The sequence below is a fragment of the Endozoicomonas sp. 2B-B genome (genome assembly GCF_053470045.1).
This window is the reverse complement of sequence record NZ_JBLZMU010000002.1, coordinates 63,629-78,631: the sequence shown is the minus strand read 5'-3', so window position 1 is coordinate 78,631 and position 15,003 is coordinate 63,629. Positions and strand designations below refer to the sequence as shown.

Annotated in this window: 10 protein-coding genes; 6 read left to right on the top strand and 4 right to left on the bottom strand. The window is 48.7% G+C overall.

Annotated elements, in window-relative coordinates; translation table 11 throughout:
* Positions 1 to 4 precede the first annotated feature (4 nt).
* Both ACOMHB_RS24655 and ACOMHB_RS24650 read right to left on the bottom strand, forming a co-directional pair.
* Positions 5 to 1,186, bottom strand: a complete 1,182-nt coding sequence (locus tag ACOMHB_RS24655) for a pentapeptide repeat-containing protein (RefSeq protein ID WP_448218732.1) — start codon at positions 1,184 to 1,186, stop codon at positions 5 to 7.
* A gap of 139 nt (positions 1,187 to 1,325) precedes the next feature.
* Complete coding sequence (locus ACOMHB_RS24650) at positions 1,326 to 1,748, bottom strand: ArsR/SmtB family transcription factor (protein WP_448218731.1); 423 nt, start codon at positions 1,746 to 1,748, stop codon at positions 1,326 to 1,328.
* A 245-nt stretch (positions 1,749 to 1,993) separates the two neighbouring features.
* Between ACOMHB_RS24650 and ACOMHB_RS24645 the strand changes: the two genes are divergently transcribed.
* The 3 genes from ACOMHB_RS24645 (at position 1,994) to gorA (ending at position 7,676) form a co-directional block, all read left to right on the top strand.
* The gene (locus tag ACOMHB_RS24645; RefSeq protein WP_448218730.1) at positions 1,994 to 3,679 is read left to right on the top strand and encodes an NAD-dependent malic enzyme; all 1,686 of its coding nucleotides are present in this window, start codon (positions 1,994 to 1,996) and stop codon (positions 3,677 to 3,679) included.
* A 548-nt stretch (positions 3,680 to 4,227) separates the two neighbouring features.
* Positions 4,228 to 5,547, top strand: a complete 1,320-nt coding sequence (locus ACOMHB_RS24640; protein WP_448218729.1) for a dicarboxylate/amino acid:cation symporter — start codon at positions 4,228 to 4,230, stop codon at positions 5,545 to 5,547.
* A gap of 761 nt (positions 5,548 to 6,308) precedes the next feature.
* Positions 6,309 to 7,676: a glutathione-disulfide reductase gene (gorA, locus tag ACOMHB_RS24635; RefSeq protein WP_448218728.1), complete on the top strand. Its 1,368-nt coding sequence runs from the start codon at positions 6,309 to 6,311 to the stop codon at positions 7,674 to 7,676.
* 346 nt (positions 7,677 to 8,022) lie between these two features.
* Here gorA and ACOMHB_RS24630 read toward each other — a convergent pair whose 3' ends face one another.
* Together ACOMHB_RS24630 and ACOMHB_RS24625 are read right to left on the bottom strand one after the other, a co-directional pair.
* Entirely contained in the window at positions 8,023 to 8,604 is a 582-nt protein-coding gene (locus ACOMHB_RS24630; protein ID WP_448218727.1) for a homeobox domain-containing protein, read from the bottom strand.
* Positions 8,605 to 8,615: 11 nt separating this feature from the next.
* Entirely contained in the window at positions 8,616 to 9,056 is a 441-nt protein-coding gene (locus tag ACOMHB_RS24625) for a hypothetical protein (protein ID WP_448218726.1), read from the bottom strand.
* A 727-nt stretch (positions 9,057 to 9,783) separates the two neighbouring features.
* On the opposite strand from ACOMHB_RS24625, the gene ACOMHB_RS24620 reads away from it, so the two are divergent.
* The 3 genes from ACOMHB_RS24620 to pntB all read left to right on the top strand — a co-directional run bounded on the left by ACOMHB_RS24620 (position 9,784) and on the right by pntB (position 15,003).
* Positions 9,784 to 11,379, top strand: a complete 1,596-nt coding sequence (locus ACOMHB_RS24620; RefSeq protein ID WP_422135871.1) for an isocitrate lyase — start codon at positions 9,784 to 9,786, stop codon at positions 11,377 to 11,379.
* A 669-nt stretch (positions 11,380 to 12,048) separates the two neighbouring features.
* Positions 12,049 to 13,581, top strand: a complete 1,533-nt coding sequence (locus tag ACOMHB_RS24615) for a Re/Si-specific NAD(P)(+) transhydrogenase subunit alpha (protein WP_422135872.1) — start codon at positions 12,049 to 12,051, stop codon at positions 13,579 to 13,581.
* Positions 13,582 to 13,602: 21 nt separating this feature from the next.
* Entirely contained in the window at positions 13,603 to 15,003 is a 1,401-nt protein-coding gene (pntB, locus tag ACOMHB_RS24610) for a Re/Si-specific NAD(P)(+) transhydrogenase subunit beta (RefSeq protein ID WP_448218725.1), read from the top strand.

Sequence of the window (15,003 nt, the reverse complement as noted above, 5' to 3'; positions counted from 1 at the left end):
ACAGTCATTCGATTAAAGTTTCTCCATCCAGACCTGTGTGGTTCATGGTCCAGGCTCCAAAATCAGAATCCCGAATCATGGCACCAATAAAAGAGCTGCGATCAAACCTTGCATGATTGAACTCTGCCTGATCAATAGTAACATGATCCAAACGACAGTGGACAAATGATGGGCTTTCTTCCAAACTGTAACACTCCCTGAACTGACCCTGCTCAAAAATCACTTCGTTAAACTGGGTGCCTTCCATTAAAGCTGAATCCATATCGACCCGGGTAAAATAACTGTTCGAAATCCGGGTCCTGACCAGCTTGGGAACATTGAATTCGCAGTCGGTCATAATCACCTTGTTCAAATTGCCACCCGAAAACACCGGCCCTTCCTGAAAACTGTCACAGCCTCTGAACTGACAGTCTTCCATTAAAACGTTATTGAAGTGAGTACTTGTCAGTGTGCAATCCCTGAACTCTATATTCCTGAGCTGGGAGCCGGTAAAGTTCGCATCATCCAGAAATCCGTGAATAATCTGGCTGTTGTGCATCTTTAAACCCATGCATGAGCTGTTATGAAAACTTTGAGCCCCCATATTGCAGCTATCAATGACAGCATTATCCAGACAACTTTGGTCAAAATTAACAGCAAACAGATTGCAATCCACCAAACGCGCCTCATCCAGCCGGCAATGCCTCAGATCAGCACCTTCCAGGGAAGAATCTTCGAAGATGGCACCCCTCAGATCGGCACCTCTGAAATCAGCCCCGGACAAATTACAGCCTTTAAATCGGGCTCCCCGCAACTGTGCCTTTCTGAAGTTACTGCCCTTCAAGTCCGTTTGATTAAAACAGACCCTTTCAAGATCTCTGCCCTCCAGCACTGCACCTTTGAGTACCTGTCTGGGAGGAAAGTTCATACCGGGATGTAAAAGATCGAGAAGTTCACTCGCAAAATCATCAGATGCCGGAGTATTGGTCACGACTCGAGCTTCTCTGGCCGGGTCGATAGCAATACTGTATTCACCCAAGCCTTTCAGCAGAATGGTACTTTTTCCATCAAGACCTGAGGTTCTGATTTCCTCTGTTTCCAGTACATCAAACCTGCCCAATCCTTGTCGTGCATTCTGACGGGTATCTTTATTTTTCCCTGAATCGGACACCACTGCGCCTCCCTGGCTGATACTTTTTGCGATCAAATTTGGACATCATCGCCATGAATGCGGGGATGATTGTCTTAGCTTGCGGCTGTTTATTAGAGTCGTCCGATGAACGGTAAAGTTTAGAATGCGGCCATCCAAAGATACTGTTCGCCAAGTGCAGTAAAACTCTAGACTCTCAGTCGGAGGGCTCCATAACATGATTGGCAAGATCCAACACAACATGCCGTATATGATGGTCATCAAGCTCATAGAATACCTGTTTACCACGGCGGGAAGATTTGAGAATTCTGGCTTCTCTGAGCCCTTTGAGGTGATGGCTGGTCAGTGGTTGAGACATACCTGATATTTCTGACAGGCAGCAGACCGGTTGTGGTTCATCAATACAGGCCATAACCAGTTTGAGGCGCCCTTCATCCCCCAGCAGCCTGAAAAGTGAGGCCAGCCTGGCCAACTGCTCTGAAGACATTTCTGGTAATTCAGTACAACAGGGCTGATGGAGTTCAGTCATATAAGAGTTACATTGTAAAAAGTAGATTGAGTTCAAGCCGCCATGGGCTAAAAATATCAGCTCATGCCGGATTAATACAATTAGTGCCATCGACAGAGGCGAATCCTGTAACAAACACGCATGGGTGCTTCGGCTTTTCCTGTCTATTTAAGATTTAGATCAGGATTTATCCTAAGCGGCCGTTATTGACAGTGATAGACACCCTTGCAAGCTGGTATAAAGTCCAGAATCCAGGGGTTTGTCCGTCATAGCCCACACATTGCACGAAGTGCAGCTAATTTCATTGTGGGTTTAACATCTGATGCACTCTCCAGAACCACCACTGGAACTGAATAATGACCGACCTAGATTCCAACAGCATTCATACTGGCCTTTCAGGTCGTATGCTTCTTGAAAATCCTTTGCTGAACAAGGGCACTGCCTTTACTTTTGAAGAACGCAGCGAACTGGACCTCCATGGTCTGTTGCCACCCCGTGTAGAAACACTGGAAGAGCAGTGTCGCCGCGCCTATAAATCTTTTGCAATCAAGCCCACTCCTATTCTCAAACATATTTACCTGCGCTCACTGCAAGATACCAACGAAACGCTTTTCTACGCTCTGGTTCAGCGTCATCTTCAGGAAATGTTGCCTATCATCTACACCCCTGTGGTAGGTCAGGCCTGTCAGCGATACAGCGATCTTTATCGTCGTCCTCGCGGCCTCTACATCTCTTTCCCTGAGCGCGCTCAGATTGATGCCATGCTGGCAAACTTCAAGCGCAACATTGAAGTCATCGTAGTGACTGATGGTGAGCGTATCCTGGGTCTGGGCGACCAGGGTATTGGTGGTATGGGTATCTGCATCGGTAAACTATCTCTTTACTCTGCCGTGGGTGGCATTACGCCCAACCTGACAATGCCCATTACTCTGGATTGTGGCACTAACAACAAAAAGCTGCTGAAAGACCCCAATTACCTGGGATGGCGACATGAGCGCATCGGTGAGGACGATTATTTCGAATTTGTCGATATGTTTATCCAGACACTTAAACGTCGCTGGCCAAACGCCCTGCTGCAATTTGAAGACTTCGCGATCAACCACGCTACGCCTCTGCTAGAAAAGTACCGTGATCAGCTCTGCACCTTTAACGATGATATTCAGGGCACGGCCGCTGTTACTGCTGCTACCCTGATGGCTGCAGCCAAGGCTGCTGGCAAATCCATTGAAGATCTGAGCGTTGCTTTCCTGGGTGGAGGCTCTGCAGGCTGTGGGATCGCTGAACAAATTATCCGTCTGATGGTGGGCCGCGGACTGTCTGACGAGGAAGCTCGCAAGCGCATCTACATGGTTGATCGTGACGGCCTGGTGCACGACCAGATGAAAGGCCTCCGTCCATTCCAGCAGAAGCTGACTCAGCGTTTTGCCGATATTGAAGGCTGGTCAGCCGAGGGCGCAGTGTCTCTGGCGGATGTCGTTCGCATTGCCAAGCCAGACGCCATCATTGGTGTTTCCGGTCAAACCGGCCTGTTCACTCAGGACATTATTGAGAACATGTCGATCAACCATGAGCAGCCCATTATCTTCCCACTCTCGAACCCGATCAGTCAGGTAGAAGCTCTGCCCGAAAACATTATCAAATGGACTAACGGCAAGGCTCTGATTGCTACTGGCAGCCCGTTTGAGCCGGTTCAGCTCGATGACCGCGCTTACCCGATTGCCCAGTGCAACAATATCTATATTTTCCCCGGTCTGGGTCTGGGTGTGCTGGCTTCCGGCGCCTGTCGCATTACTGACAAGATGCTCGACGTTGCTGTAGAAACACTGGCACTCGCTTCTCCTGCTCTGGTGAGCAGAGAAGCACCTCTTCTGCCTTTGTTGAATCGCATTCAGCATGTCACCAACGATATTGCTCTCGCTGTTGCTCTTCAGGCCCAGAAGGACGGTCTGGCCCCGATCACTGAGTTGACTGATCTGGAACAAAAGATCAGAACAAAACGCTGGAGCCCCGAGTATCGTCGCATTCGCATGTCCTTCTGCTAGCTTGCACTTCTGCCAGATTGCCCTTCTGATAACAGCATCACTCTCCAATTGCACGTCGCAAGACGTGTAATTGGTCTCTCTTTATCCCATTACTCTGCCTTTTTTATCGCTATCATGAACCCCTGAAAGCTTGGGCGCTCATTTCAAGGCCCAATCAGACCAGACTGAATAACATTTTAAAAAAAGCCGCCAAGAAGTAGTTATATCCACCAGATATTCAATATAAATCGAGAAATAGTGTCATAAATAGCGGGTTATTATCACTATTTATCCCTTTATTGATCTATATCAAACCTGCTTCGTACCAAACAAACTTAAGCTGTAAGAGAAATCGGGGACTCCGGTTCAATTTTTTGATCGGTACAACCCTGCCGAAAAAACCGGCGGGTCAGTTTAATTCCATAAGCGTTCAAAGAAATCGCTTGGGTTACTCAGCAATAAGACCTCCAAGAAAGTCTGATCTGACATGCCTCCGGCATAATTCTCTCTCGCAACACAAAGACAAGCGAACAATGAGAGATACGTGTTTGGTAACATAGGAAATAAATATGAAGCAGTGGATTCGACTTTCACTCACAACCAAAGTGCTGATCGGCATGGTGGCAGGCCTGACTATTGGCCTGATAATGCGTCAGTTTACAGGTAATACTTTTATTGAGCATTACCTGGTAAATGGCGTATTCAACGTCATAGGTCAAATATTTCTGACCGCTCTGAAAATGATAGTAGTACCTCTGGTATTCACCTCCATCGTATGCGGCACCTGCTCCCTCAAAGACGTAACAGTATTGGGTCGTCTGGGCGGAAAAACAGTCGCTTTTTACCTGCTTACGACCTGTATTGCCATCAGTCTGGCTATGGGTCTGGCTCTGCTTGTCAGCCCGGGTGAAGGTGCCAACCTGGAAAGCGCTTCTTCTTATGCCGCCTCCACCGCACCTTCGCTGTCTGAAGTCATCATCGGCATGTTCCCGGCTAACCCTATCGAAGCCATGGCCTCCGGTAACACACTGCAAATCATCGTATTTGCCTTGCTGTTCGGTATTGCCATTGCTGCTGCGGGTAAACCTGCTGAGCCTATCGTCAAGATTTTTGTGGCTCTGAACGAAGTCATGATGAAGCTGACTACTTTGATCATGAACCTGGCACCTTACGGTGTGATGGGGCTGCTGGCCAAGCTGTTCTACTCAATTGACCTGGGTGCTATCGGTAACCTGATTCAGTATTTCCTGGTCGTTCTGGGGGCTCTGGCTCTGCAGCTGTTCATCACATACTGCGGTCTGTTAAAAATCACTACAGGTCTGAGTCCGCGCATCTTCCTGAAGAAAATGCAGGATGCCTTCATGTTTGCCTTTACCACAGCCTCCAGTAACGCCACTATCCCGGTCACTATGGAAGGCGTAACTCGTCGTATGGGTGTTAGCAATAAGGTGGCCTCTTTCACCATCCCCCTGGGCAGTACCATCAACATGGACGGTACCGCCATCATGCAGGGTGCTGCGACGGTCTTTATCGCCCAGGCCTTTGGTGTAGATCTGAGCATGGGTGACTATCTGATGGTGATTGTTACAGCCACTCTGGCTTCTGTCGGTACTGCGGGTGTACCCGGAGTGGGTCTGGTTATGTTGGCGATGGTTCTACAGCAGGTAGGCCTGCCTCTGGAAGGTATTGCCCTGATCATGGGTGTAGATCGCCTGCTGGATATGGTACGTACCGCTGTCAATATAACAGGCGACAGTGTTGTAACCTGTATCGTTGCCAAGAGCGAAGGCGAGATGGATCTGAAGGTTTATAACGATCTTGAAGCCGGTGAAAGCGATGAGAACATCGACTTCCACCACATCGGTGAGCAGCAGGTCCGGACTGCCTGATTGATCACTGACCACAACAGAGCGTAGCCCCAAGGCTACGCTCCTCCCACCTCCTCAAACTCACCCATCCCTGCTGCACAGTTCAGCAATTCAGCCTCCTGTAAGCCTGACTCATCAGAACCACTGTTCGGCAACATAAATTCAGAACGTTAAACGAGCGTTGACAGTCGTCAGTCAGAAACAAGGAGATGAAGGAATAGAGAGTTTTAACGGAAGGTAATTGAACATAAAAATAAGCGGATTGGTTTACAGGCTGTGTGGATAATGGCTTTATTATCCTTCCATGTATGTCCGGATGCTCGCGTTGCTTCTGCAATTCTTCTCAGCTCCGGTTTCCCTGTTGGTTGCTACACCACAAAAAAACACCCTATAAACCAATCCGCTTGTACGGTCATCGACTTTTATTATTGTTTTTGTCAGTCGATTCATCTGCCTCATTATTGTTTTTATTTTCGGCAGTTTTTCTTGCTTTCGACCCTATGTATACAATCGACGTGCCAATTTTTTGGAAACTGGCCACACCCCTTGGCATACGTACAATCCGACGCGAGACCCTACCCCAATAGGTATTTTTATCCAGCCTGAATGTGTTACCTGTGGGAAGTAGTCCCGTAACAGTGAGATATTGACGTAACGCTTACAGAATTTCATAAACTGAGAATACCCCGGGCAACGGGGATTTTGACCCTGAGAGATTTAAATTCGAGAGATTGCCCATATAGTGTCTTTATAATCGCACTTGGAATTTATCGGAAATAATCATGACTACAGATACTCATTTTGACTACCTGGTCATTGGTGGTGGTAGCGGCGGCATAGGTACTGCTAATCGGGCTGCCATGTACGGCAAAAAAGTTGGTCTTATTGAAGCCAAATACCTCGGCGGCACCTGTGTAAACGTTGGCTGTGTTCCCAAAAAAGCCATGTGGTTTGCAGGACAGATTTCCGATGCCATCCACTATGGTCCGGATTACGGTTTTGATCTGAACCGTGAAGAAATCCTGAAAAACTTTAGCTGGAGCAAGCTGGTTGAAAGCCGTGAGGCCTACATCAGTCGTATTCATCAGTCCTATGACCGGGTACTGGGTAACAACAAAGTAACCGTCATAAAAGGTTACGGTCGTTTTGTGGATGCCAAAACCGTTGAAGTGAACGGTGTTCAATACACGGCTGATCACATTACCATCGCCACCGGTGGTGAGCCTGCTGTCCCATCCATTCCAGGCGCTGAATACGGCATTGACTCTGACGGCTTCTTTGAACTGACAGAACGTCCTGAGCGTGTTGCAGTGCTGGGGGCTGGGTACATTGCCGTCGAACTGGCGGGGGTCCTCCATGCCCTGGGCAGTGAAACCCACCTTCTGGTTCGCAAGCACAAACCCTTGCGCAACTTCGACGACATGCTGTCCGATACTCTGGTTGAGATCATGGAAGCGGAAGGCCCGACCCTGCACACACATTCTGTACCCAAGGAGATCACCAAAGAAAGTGATGGCAGCCTGACCATCCATCTTGAAAATGGCAACAGCCTGACAGTTGATACGGTTATCTGGGCTGCAGGTCGTAAGCCACACACCCACTCCATCAATCTGGAAGCAGCGGGTGTCGAAACCGATGAGCGTGGCTACATTCCTGTCGACAAGTTCCAGAACACCAATGTGCCTGGTATTTATGCGGTAGGTGACAACATTGGCAAGATCGAACTGACACCGGTTGCAGTGGCAGCCGGACGTCGTCTGTCAGAAAGACTCTTCAACAACAAACCCGAAGAACACCTGAACTACGACAATATTGCGACTGTCGTCTTCAGTCACCCTACGATTGGCACCGTGGGTCTGAGCGAAAGCGAAGCCATTGAACGTCATGGTGAGGAAAACGTTAAGGTTTACACCAGCGGCTTTACCGCCATGTATAGTGCGCTGACCAGTCACCGTCAGCCAAGCCGCATGAAGCTGGTTACCCTGGGTAAAGAAGAGAAAATTGTTGGCATTCACACCATCGGTCATGGCTCCGACGAAATGCTGCAGGGTTTTGCAGTGGCACTGAAAATGGGTGCAACCAAAGCAGACTTTGATAATACAGTGGCTATCCATCCGACCTCTGCGGAAGAATTCGTCACTATGAGGTGATCCTTTTTCTTGGAGAACCACAAAAGTTTTGACAACTTATAATAATTTCGACAAATCGTAATAATTTGGCAACTTTGCCTATCCTGATCCATACCCTCACAGTCGTGTAAATTTCCTACTGTGAGGGTACGGTGTGTCTCAATAACTGCTGATCTCAAGTTGATTTACGAAAAGTAGCTTGCAGAAAGCGAGTCAGGGTCCTATACAGGTTTCATAAATCAACAAACATTCAGCTCAAAAGCAACTTCTCATGACAGCGAATTTGCAGAATGATAACTAAGCTGTGGTAATAAAGAACTGACGTTTACAGGTCATTTGTACCGCAACTCAGAATCATCGGAACAAGCTACACCGGTTTATTCCATTGATAACGAACAGGTCGTGTTTTCCTGACTAAAACGCCGCCCTCTACTGCACGAATCAGCCATTCTTTAACCTGGCTCTTGTGCAACCCAAGATATTGGGATATTTCATCAGATGCGATGGGGTTGCTGTACAAAGGGTACAGGTGCTTCAGGAAATAATCATAAAGAGACTCCAAATGTTGCTCTTTAAGTTCTGTCCGAACTATCTCTGCAACGACTTCATCCTGAGAGTTTGGTGAAACTTCGACACTACTTTCAAGGATTTTCTGAATACCTTCCTGCATTATCTCCTGTTCGAGAAGACTCGCCTGATTTTCCCTGACTCCACTGCTTACGGCAGAGACAGAAGAATATGTCTCTGGTCTCTTATCTTTTGAAGCTGAAGGCTCTTTAGTTCCCCACAAGTCGAGAGTCAGTGCCGGTGACGGCTGTGATTGCTGTTTAATAAACAGATCTGCTACAACCACCTCATCAATATTGTTGTTACACCAGTGAGCTCCCTGGTTAACAATGTCTGCATTCCCAGGAGCTTTGTCTTCAGTCGGCTTGACCCACAATGGCACCCAATCTTTTTTCAGGTTCTCCAGTTAAGCGCATTACATTCTTCAAGTGCCAGAGCCCGATAGAATTCATCGGTCTTAATCCTTTCAGGAACATACTGCAAATTCCCATAATTAAGTCTCGTGCATGCCTGCACACACAAATCTGGTGTTAACTTTTCCTGGGGTACCTGCTCTATATAACAAGGATCTTCTTTAATTTTCAGGAGGTAATCTTCAGAATCAAGCTGATCAGGGTCAGCATTAGGCGGCAACTTCCCGAAGTACTTGATGAATGGTTTATAGTCACTGACCGGCAATGGTTGCCCATTGCTCATACACTCGGCAAACCTTTTCAGAAACTCTTTTAATTCATGATCAAGATTGCCTTGTGGTAAGTCAGGTGTGGAAGCTGGGCAGGCTTGCACAGAAGACCATTCCAAAGGATGTTCGCTAATGGCAGAAGGATGAGGCATATTTCTGACGGCTAAGCCGTCTTGTTCGCGCCCCTGCGAAACCTCTTTAACAAGGTATTTGCCCCAGGATTGGGCAGATGGATAGCTGGAATGATCCTCTTGCCGGAGAAGTTCCAGACATCCGAGCTAAACCATGCAGGAAGGTGACAGGATTGCCCTCGGGACTCAGCCTTTTATGGGATTTCTGCCATCGGCTTGCAGCTTTGACTCCCCGATTCCTCGCGCAGCCTTTCGCGAGGCTGTGATTAGTGCATAAAAGCACCAGCCATAGAAGACTTTTGCCGCGTCGCTTTATAGAGCAGGTATTGAGTGACTTTGTGATATCTGCTCAAGGAGTATCCCCCCGCCTGAAATATCAATTATCAAAAAATCACAAACGAAACCAGAAAAAGGAATTTTATCAAGAAACCCTTGCAAGATAATCAAACACACAATGTATACAATTCCATGGTCGCATATTCCGCCATCTTTCCAAAGAAAAAAACATAAGCACCTGTTTTTATTGTAATAATTAAACAGAAAAATAATGCTATTCAGTGTCAACACTTCTCTGATGCCGTATAAAAAAACACCACTATTCACAAAATAAATAGCAAAGATAAAAACAACAGGATTGTCACAAATGTTCACAAATCACAGAATGCAGTCACCGGATCGGCATGTCTCTGACTAAAAACGCCGATCATCAAAACACGCTGATAACGTCGTGAAAACGGAAGGACTGATTATGTCAAACTACCTGAATGATATTGACGCAATTGCTTCACTGAAAGCTACTCAGGGCTCTTCCTGGGAAGCGATCAATCCCGAATACGCTGCTCGCATGAAAGCGCAGAACCGTTTCAAAACCGGTCTGGATATTGCCCGCTATACCGCCAAAATCATGCGCGAAGACATGGCGGCTTACGACGCAGACACTGCAAAGTACACCCAGTCCCTGGGCTGCTGGCATGGATTCATTGGTCAGCAGAAGATGATTTCTATCAAGAAACATTTCAACAACACTGACCGTCGCTACCTTTACCTGTCTGGCTGGATGGTTGCTGCACTGCGCTCCGAGTTTGGTCCTCTGCCAGACCAGTCCATGCACGAGAAAACGTCAGTAGCTGGCCTGATTGAAGAACTCTACACCTTCCTGCGCCAGGCTGATGCCCGTGAACTGGGCGGTCTGTTCCGCGAACTCGACTCTGCTCGCAAGGCTGGCGATACCGCTAAAGAAGCAGATCTCCAGAGCCAGATCGATAATCACCAGACACACGTTGTGCCCATCATTGCCGACATCGACGCTGGTTTCGGTAACGAAGAAGCCACTTACCTGCTGGCTAAGAAAATGATTGAAGCCGGCGCCTGCTGTATCCAGATCGAAAACCAGGTTTCCGACGAGAAGCAGTGTGGTCACCAGGACGGCAAGGTAACCGTTCCTCACGAAGATTTCCTGGCCAAGATTCGCGCTGTTCGCTACGCGTTCCTGGAACTGGGTGTAGACGACGGGGTGATCGTTGCCCGAACCGACTCCCTGGGTGCTGGCCTGACCAAGCAGCTGGCAGTAACTAACCAGCCTGGTGATCTGGGTGACCAGTACAACAGCTTCCTGGATGTTGAAGAAGTCACTCCAGAAAACATGAAAAACGGTGATGTGATCATTAACCGTAACGGCAAGCTGGTTCGTCCCAAGCGTCTGCCCAGCAACCTGTTCCAATTCCGTCAGGGTACCGGTGTTGACCGTGTCGTTCTGGACTGCATCACTTCTCTGCAGAACGGCGCTGACCTGCTGTGGATTGAGACCGAAAAACCTCACGTTGGCCAGATCGCCGAGATGGTTAACAAGATTCGTGAAACCTGCCCGAACGCTAAGCTGGTTTACAACAATTCACCGTCCTTCAACTGGACTCTGAATTTCCGCCAGCAGGTATTCGATGCCTGGAGCGAAGAAGGTAAAGACGTTTCTGCTTACGACCGTGCTCAACTGATGAGTGCAGAGTACGACGCAACAGAACTGGCCCAGGCGGCTGATGAGAAGATCCGTACCTTCCAGGCAGACGCTGCCCGTGAAGCAGGCATCTTCCACCACCTGATCACTCTGCCAACTTACCACACTGCCGCGCTGTCCACCGACAACCTGGCTAAAGAGTACTTTGGTGATCAGGGCATGCTGGGATATGTTGCAAACGTTCAGCGCAAAGAAATCCGTCAGGGTATTGCCTGTGTTAAACACCAAAATATGGCTGGCTCAGACATGGGTGATGATCACAAAGAATACTTCTCTGGTGATGCTGCACTGAAAGCGGCCGGTGAAGACAATACCATGAACCAGTTCGGCTAAGCTGAACAGTCAGGCTAAATAGTTCGCCTCCCCCGCGTGAAATATCACGCAACCATTCAGGGCAGCTTCTCGCTGCCCTGATTTATTTTGACTGAGCAAAGCCCTGATTCATTGAGTAGACTTAGGATCAGCTCACCCCGGACGGTGTCCGTAGACGCCGGACACTGGGATCAAACCTTAACACAACCTACCAAACTATTACGTACGACACCCCTTTTAACAAGAAAATTTATTCACTATTTACGAATAAATTATCAAAAATTCTCATTTCAAAATTATCCATAACAACCTCCACACACCCACAGAGACTCGAACATGACTGCACGTAAAAACCGAAAACCCGAAAGATTTCCACACACAAAACATACCACCTATATAGTTAATTACCCTTTTAACTTAAAATCACATACTATACGTGATCAGTACTCATGCCCGAGTACCTCTCATGGATGAAGTCCGGATTGAGCCGGATCACAGAGGCCCAGGTTATGAAAGAAGGGTCAGAAGAAACACAGTGTTCTGACAAGCGTCGACTCCCGTATAGACAGACAGCTTTGATCCATTGTCGTGCTCAGTACGGGTACGATGAAAAACGACGGTGAAGGCACAACTACTGATCGGCAGCCCACGTCTGCCAGAACATTTTTATAGCTACACTAGGTGACCGATATGCGGATAGGGATCCCTGGAGAGATTCAGGAAAACGAAAACCGGGTAGCCGCTACGCCTGATACAATAGGCAAGCTGCAAAAGCTCGGTTATGACGTCATCGTTGAGAGTGGAGCTGGTATCAAAGCCAGCTTTGATGATGCGGCTTTTAGAGAAGCTGGCGCTCAAATCGCAGAACGCTCAGAAGTCTGGGGTTCCGATATCGTTCTGAAAGTGAACGCACCAACAGACGACGAAATAGCTCTATTAAAAGACGGCGCTACCCTCGCCAGCTTTATCTGGCCCGGCCAGAATGAAGAGCTTATGAACAAACTCAGCCAGCGCAACATCAACGTGCTGGCTTTGGACAGTGTACCCCGTCTGTCCCGCTCCCAGTCACTGGATGCACTGAGCTCCATGGCTAATATTGGCGGTTACCGGGCTGTTGTTGAGGCTTCCCATCACTTTGGCCGCTTTTTTAATGGTCAGATTACCGCTGCTGGCAAAATACCACCTGCCAAGGTCATGGTCATTGGTGCCGGTGTTGCAGGTCTCGCTGCCCTGGGTGCGGCTGGCAGCATGGGTGCTATTGTTCGGGCTTTCGACACTCGTCCTGAAGTTAAGGAACAGGTAGAAAGCATGGGCGCTGAATTCCTTGAGCTGGATTACGAGGAAGAGCAAGACTCTTCCGACGGCTATGCCAAGGAAATGAGCCAGGCCTTTATTGATGCCGAGATGGCCCTGTTCATGGAACAGGCCAAAGAGGTCGACATCATTATCACCACCGCCCTGATTCCCGGTCGACCGGCACCCAAGCTGATTCTGGAAGACATGGTTAAAGCCATGAAACCAGGCAGTGTTATCGTCGATCTGGCTGCCCAGACCGGTGGCAACTGTGAATGCACAGAAAAAGACAAGGTTGTGGTCAAGCATGGTGTTACCGTCATCGGCTACACCGACCTGCCCAGCCGACTGCCAACCCAGTCATCGCAGTTATACGGCACCAACCTGGTGAATATGCTGAAACTGATGACACCTGAGAAAGACGGCAACCTGGTCATCGACTTTGAGGACGAAGTAGTCCGTGGTCTCACTGTCGTGAAAGAGGGCAACATTACCTGGCCTCCACCGCCTGTTAAAGTCAGTGCAGCTCCGGTAGCTAAACCGACGCCAAAGGTTGATGAAGTCAAGAAAGAGAAGCCTTCAAGTCCCTGGCTGAAACCTGCCCTGATCGCCGCAGGTGCCGCCATCTTCGGATGGGTTGCCCATTCAGCTCCGGCAAGCTTTCTGGAACACTTCACTGTATTCGTTCTGTCGTCCATTATCGGCTACTACGTCATCTGGAATGTTACTTCTGCCCTGCACACACCTCTGATGAGTGTGACCAACGCCATCAGCGGCATTATTGTGATCGGTGCCCTGATGCAAATGGGGAGTGACAACAATATTATTCTGGCTATGTCGGGCATCGCCCTGTTAGTGGCCATGATTAATATTGTCGGTGGTTTCGCTGTGACCCAGCGGATGCTCAAGATGTTCATCAGAGATAATTAATCGCAGCGGGAGTAAACAGGAATGTCACAAGGATTATTATCGTCCGCCTACCTGATAGCAGCGCTGCTGTTTGTCATGAGTCTGGCAGGCCTGAGCCGTCAGGAGTCTGCCAAGAGCGGCAGTCTCTATGGCATGGTCGGTATGGTCATCGCCGTTCTGGCCACACTGGGTTATGCACACCTCGAAGGCTTTACCTTTGTCACCATTATGATGATTGTCGGAACAGCCACAGGCCTCTTCCTGGCCAGGAAAGTGGAAATGACCGAAATGCCCCAGCTGGTCGCCATCCTGAATGGTTTTGGCGGGCTGGCAGCGGTGTTGATCGGCTTTTCAAGTGCGATTGAATCTTCAGAATCACTGGTCAAGGCGGCTTCCGAGCTGGTGTCGTCTACTGATCAACTGATTCACAGCATTGAAATATTCATTGGCATCATCATCGGTGCAATCACTTTCAGTGGTTCGGTTGTTGCCTGCCTGAAACTGAATGGAAACATCAACAGCCGTCCCGTATCACTGCCTGGTGGCCACTGGACCAACCTGGCTTTGATTGTTCTGGCCATTGTGATGGGGATTATCTACGTACAGCAGGACAGCATTCTGGCTTTGATCATCATGACAGGTCTGGCCTTTATTTTTGGTATCACTCTGGTTATGGGCATCGGTGGTGCTGACATGCCGGTTGTGGTTTCCATGCTCAATGCATACTCCGGCCTGGCCGCTGCTGCTACTGGTTTTATGCTGGGCAACAACCTGCTGATTATAACAGGTGCCATGGTGGGCTCTTCAGGCGCAATTCTCTCCTACCTGATGTGTTCAGCCATGAACAGATCCTTTATATCGGTAATTCTCGGTGGTTTTGGCACCGAAGCTGGTACTGTAGCGGAAGGTGAGGAACAGGGTGAATACACCGAGGTCAATGTAGAAGAAGTCGCTGAAATGCTCAAAAGCGCTTCCAGCGTGATCATCACTCCCGGATACGGAATGGCTGTCGCCCAGGCTCAGCACCCCCTGAGAGAACTGGTCAATAAGTTGCTGGCCCAGAATATTAAGGTACGCTTTGGTATTCATCCGGTGGCTGGTCGTCTGCCAGGTCATATGAACGTTTTGCTGGCCGAGGCAAAAGTGCCTTACGATATCGTTGAAGAGATGGATGAGATTAACGACGACTTTACCGAAACGGATGTTGTCCTGGTGATTGGTGCCAACGACACTGTAAACCCGGCGGCGTCTGAAGATCCGGGCAGCCCGATTGCAGGCATGCCTGTACTTCGTGTCTGGGAAGCAGAAAGAGTCGTGGTATTCAAACGCTCTATGGCTACAGGCTATGCAGGTGTCCAGAATCCCCTGTTCTTTAAAGACAATTCTCGTATGCTTTTCGGAGATGCCCACAGTACCGTCGAAGGTATTCTTAAGCAGTTCTGA

What these genes read in the sequence shown, in the direction of transcription:
- ACOMHB_RS24650 (WP_448218731.1), bottom strand. Translation starts at nt 1,748, where the DNA reads ATGGCACTAATTGTATTAATCCGGCATGAGCTGATATTTTTAGCCCAT.
- ACOMHB_RS24645 (WP_448218730.1), top strand. Translation starts at nt 1,994, where the DNA reads ATGACCGACCTAGATTCCAACAGCATTCATACTGGCCTTTCAGGTCGT.
- ACOMHB_RS24640 (WP_448218729.1), top strand. Translation starts at nt 4,228, where the DNA reads ATGAAGCAGTGGATTCGACTTTCACTCACAACCAAAGTGCTGATCGGC.
- gorA (WP_448218728.1), top strand. Translation starts at nt 6,309, where the DNA reads ATGACTACAGATACTCATTTTGACTACCTGGTCATTGGTGGTGGTAGC.
- ACOMHB_RS24625 (WP_448218726.1), bottom strand. Translation starts at nt 9,056, where the DNA reads ATGCCTCATCCTTCTGCCATTAGCGAACATCCTTTGGAATGGTCTTCT.
- ACOMHB_RS24620 (WP_422135871.1), top strand. Translation starts at nt 9,784, where the DNA reads ATGTCAAACTACCTGAATGATATTGACGCAATTGCTTCACTGAAAGCT.
- ACOMHB_RS24615 (WP_422135872.1), top strand. Translation starts at nt 12,049, where the DNA reads ATGCGGATAGGGATCCCTGGAGAGATTCAGGAAAACGAAAACCGGGTA.
- pntB (WP_448218725.1), top strand. Translation starts at nt 13,603, where the DNA reads ATGTCACAAGGATTATTATCGTCCGCCTACCTGATAGCAGCGCTGCTG.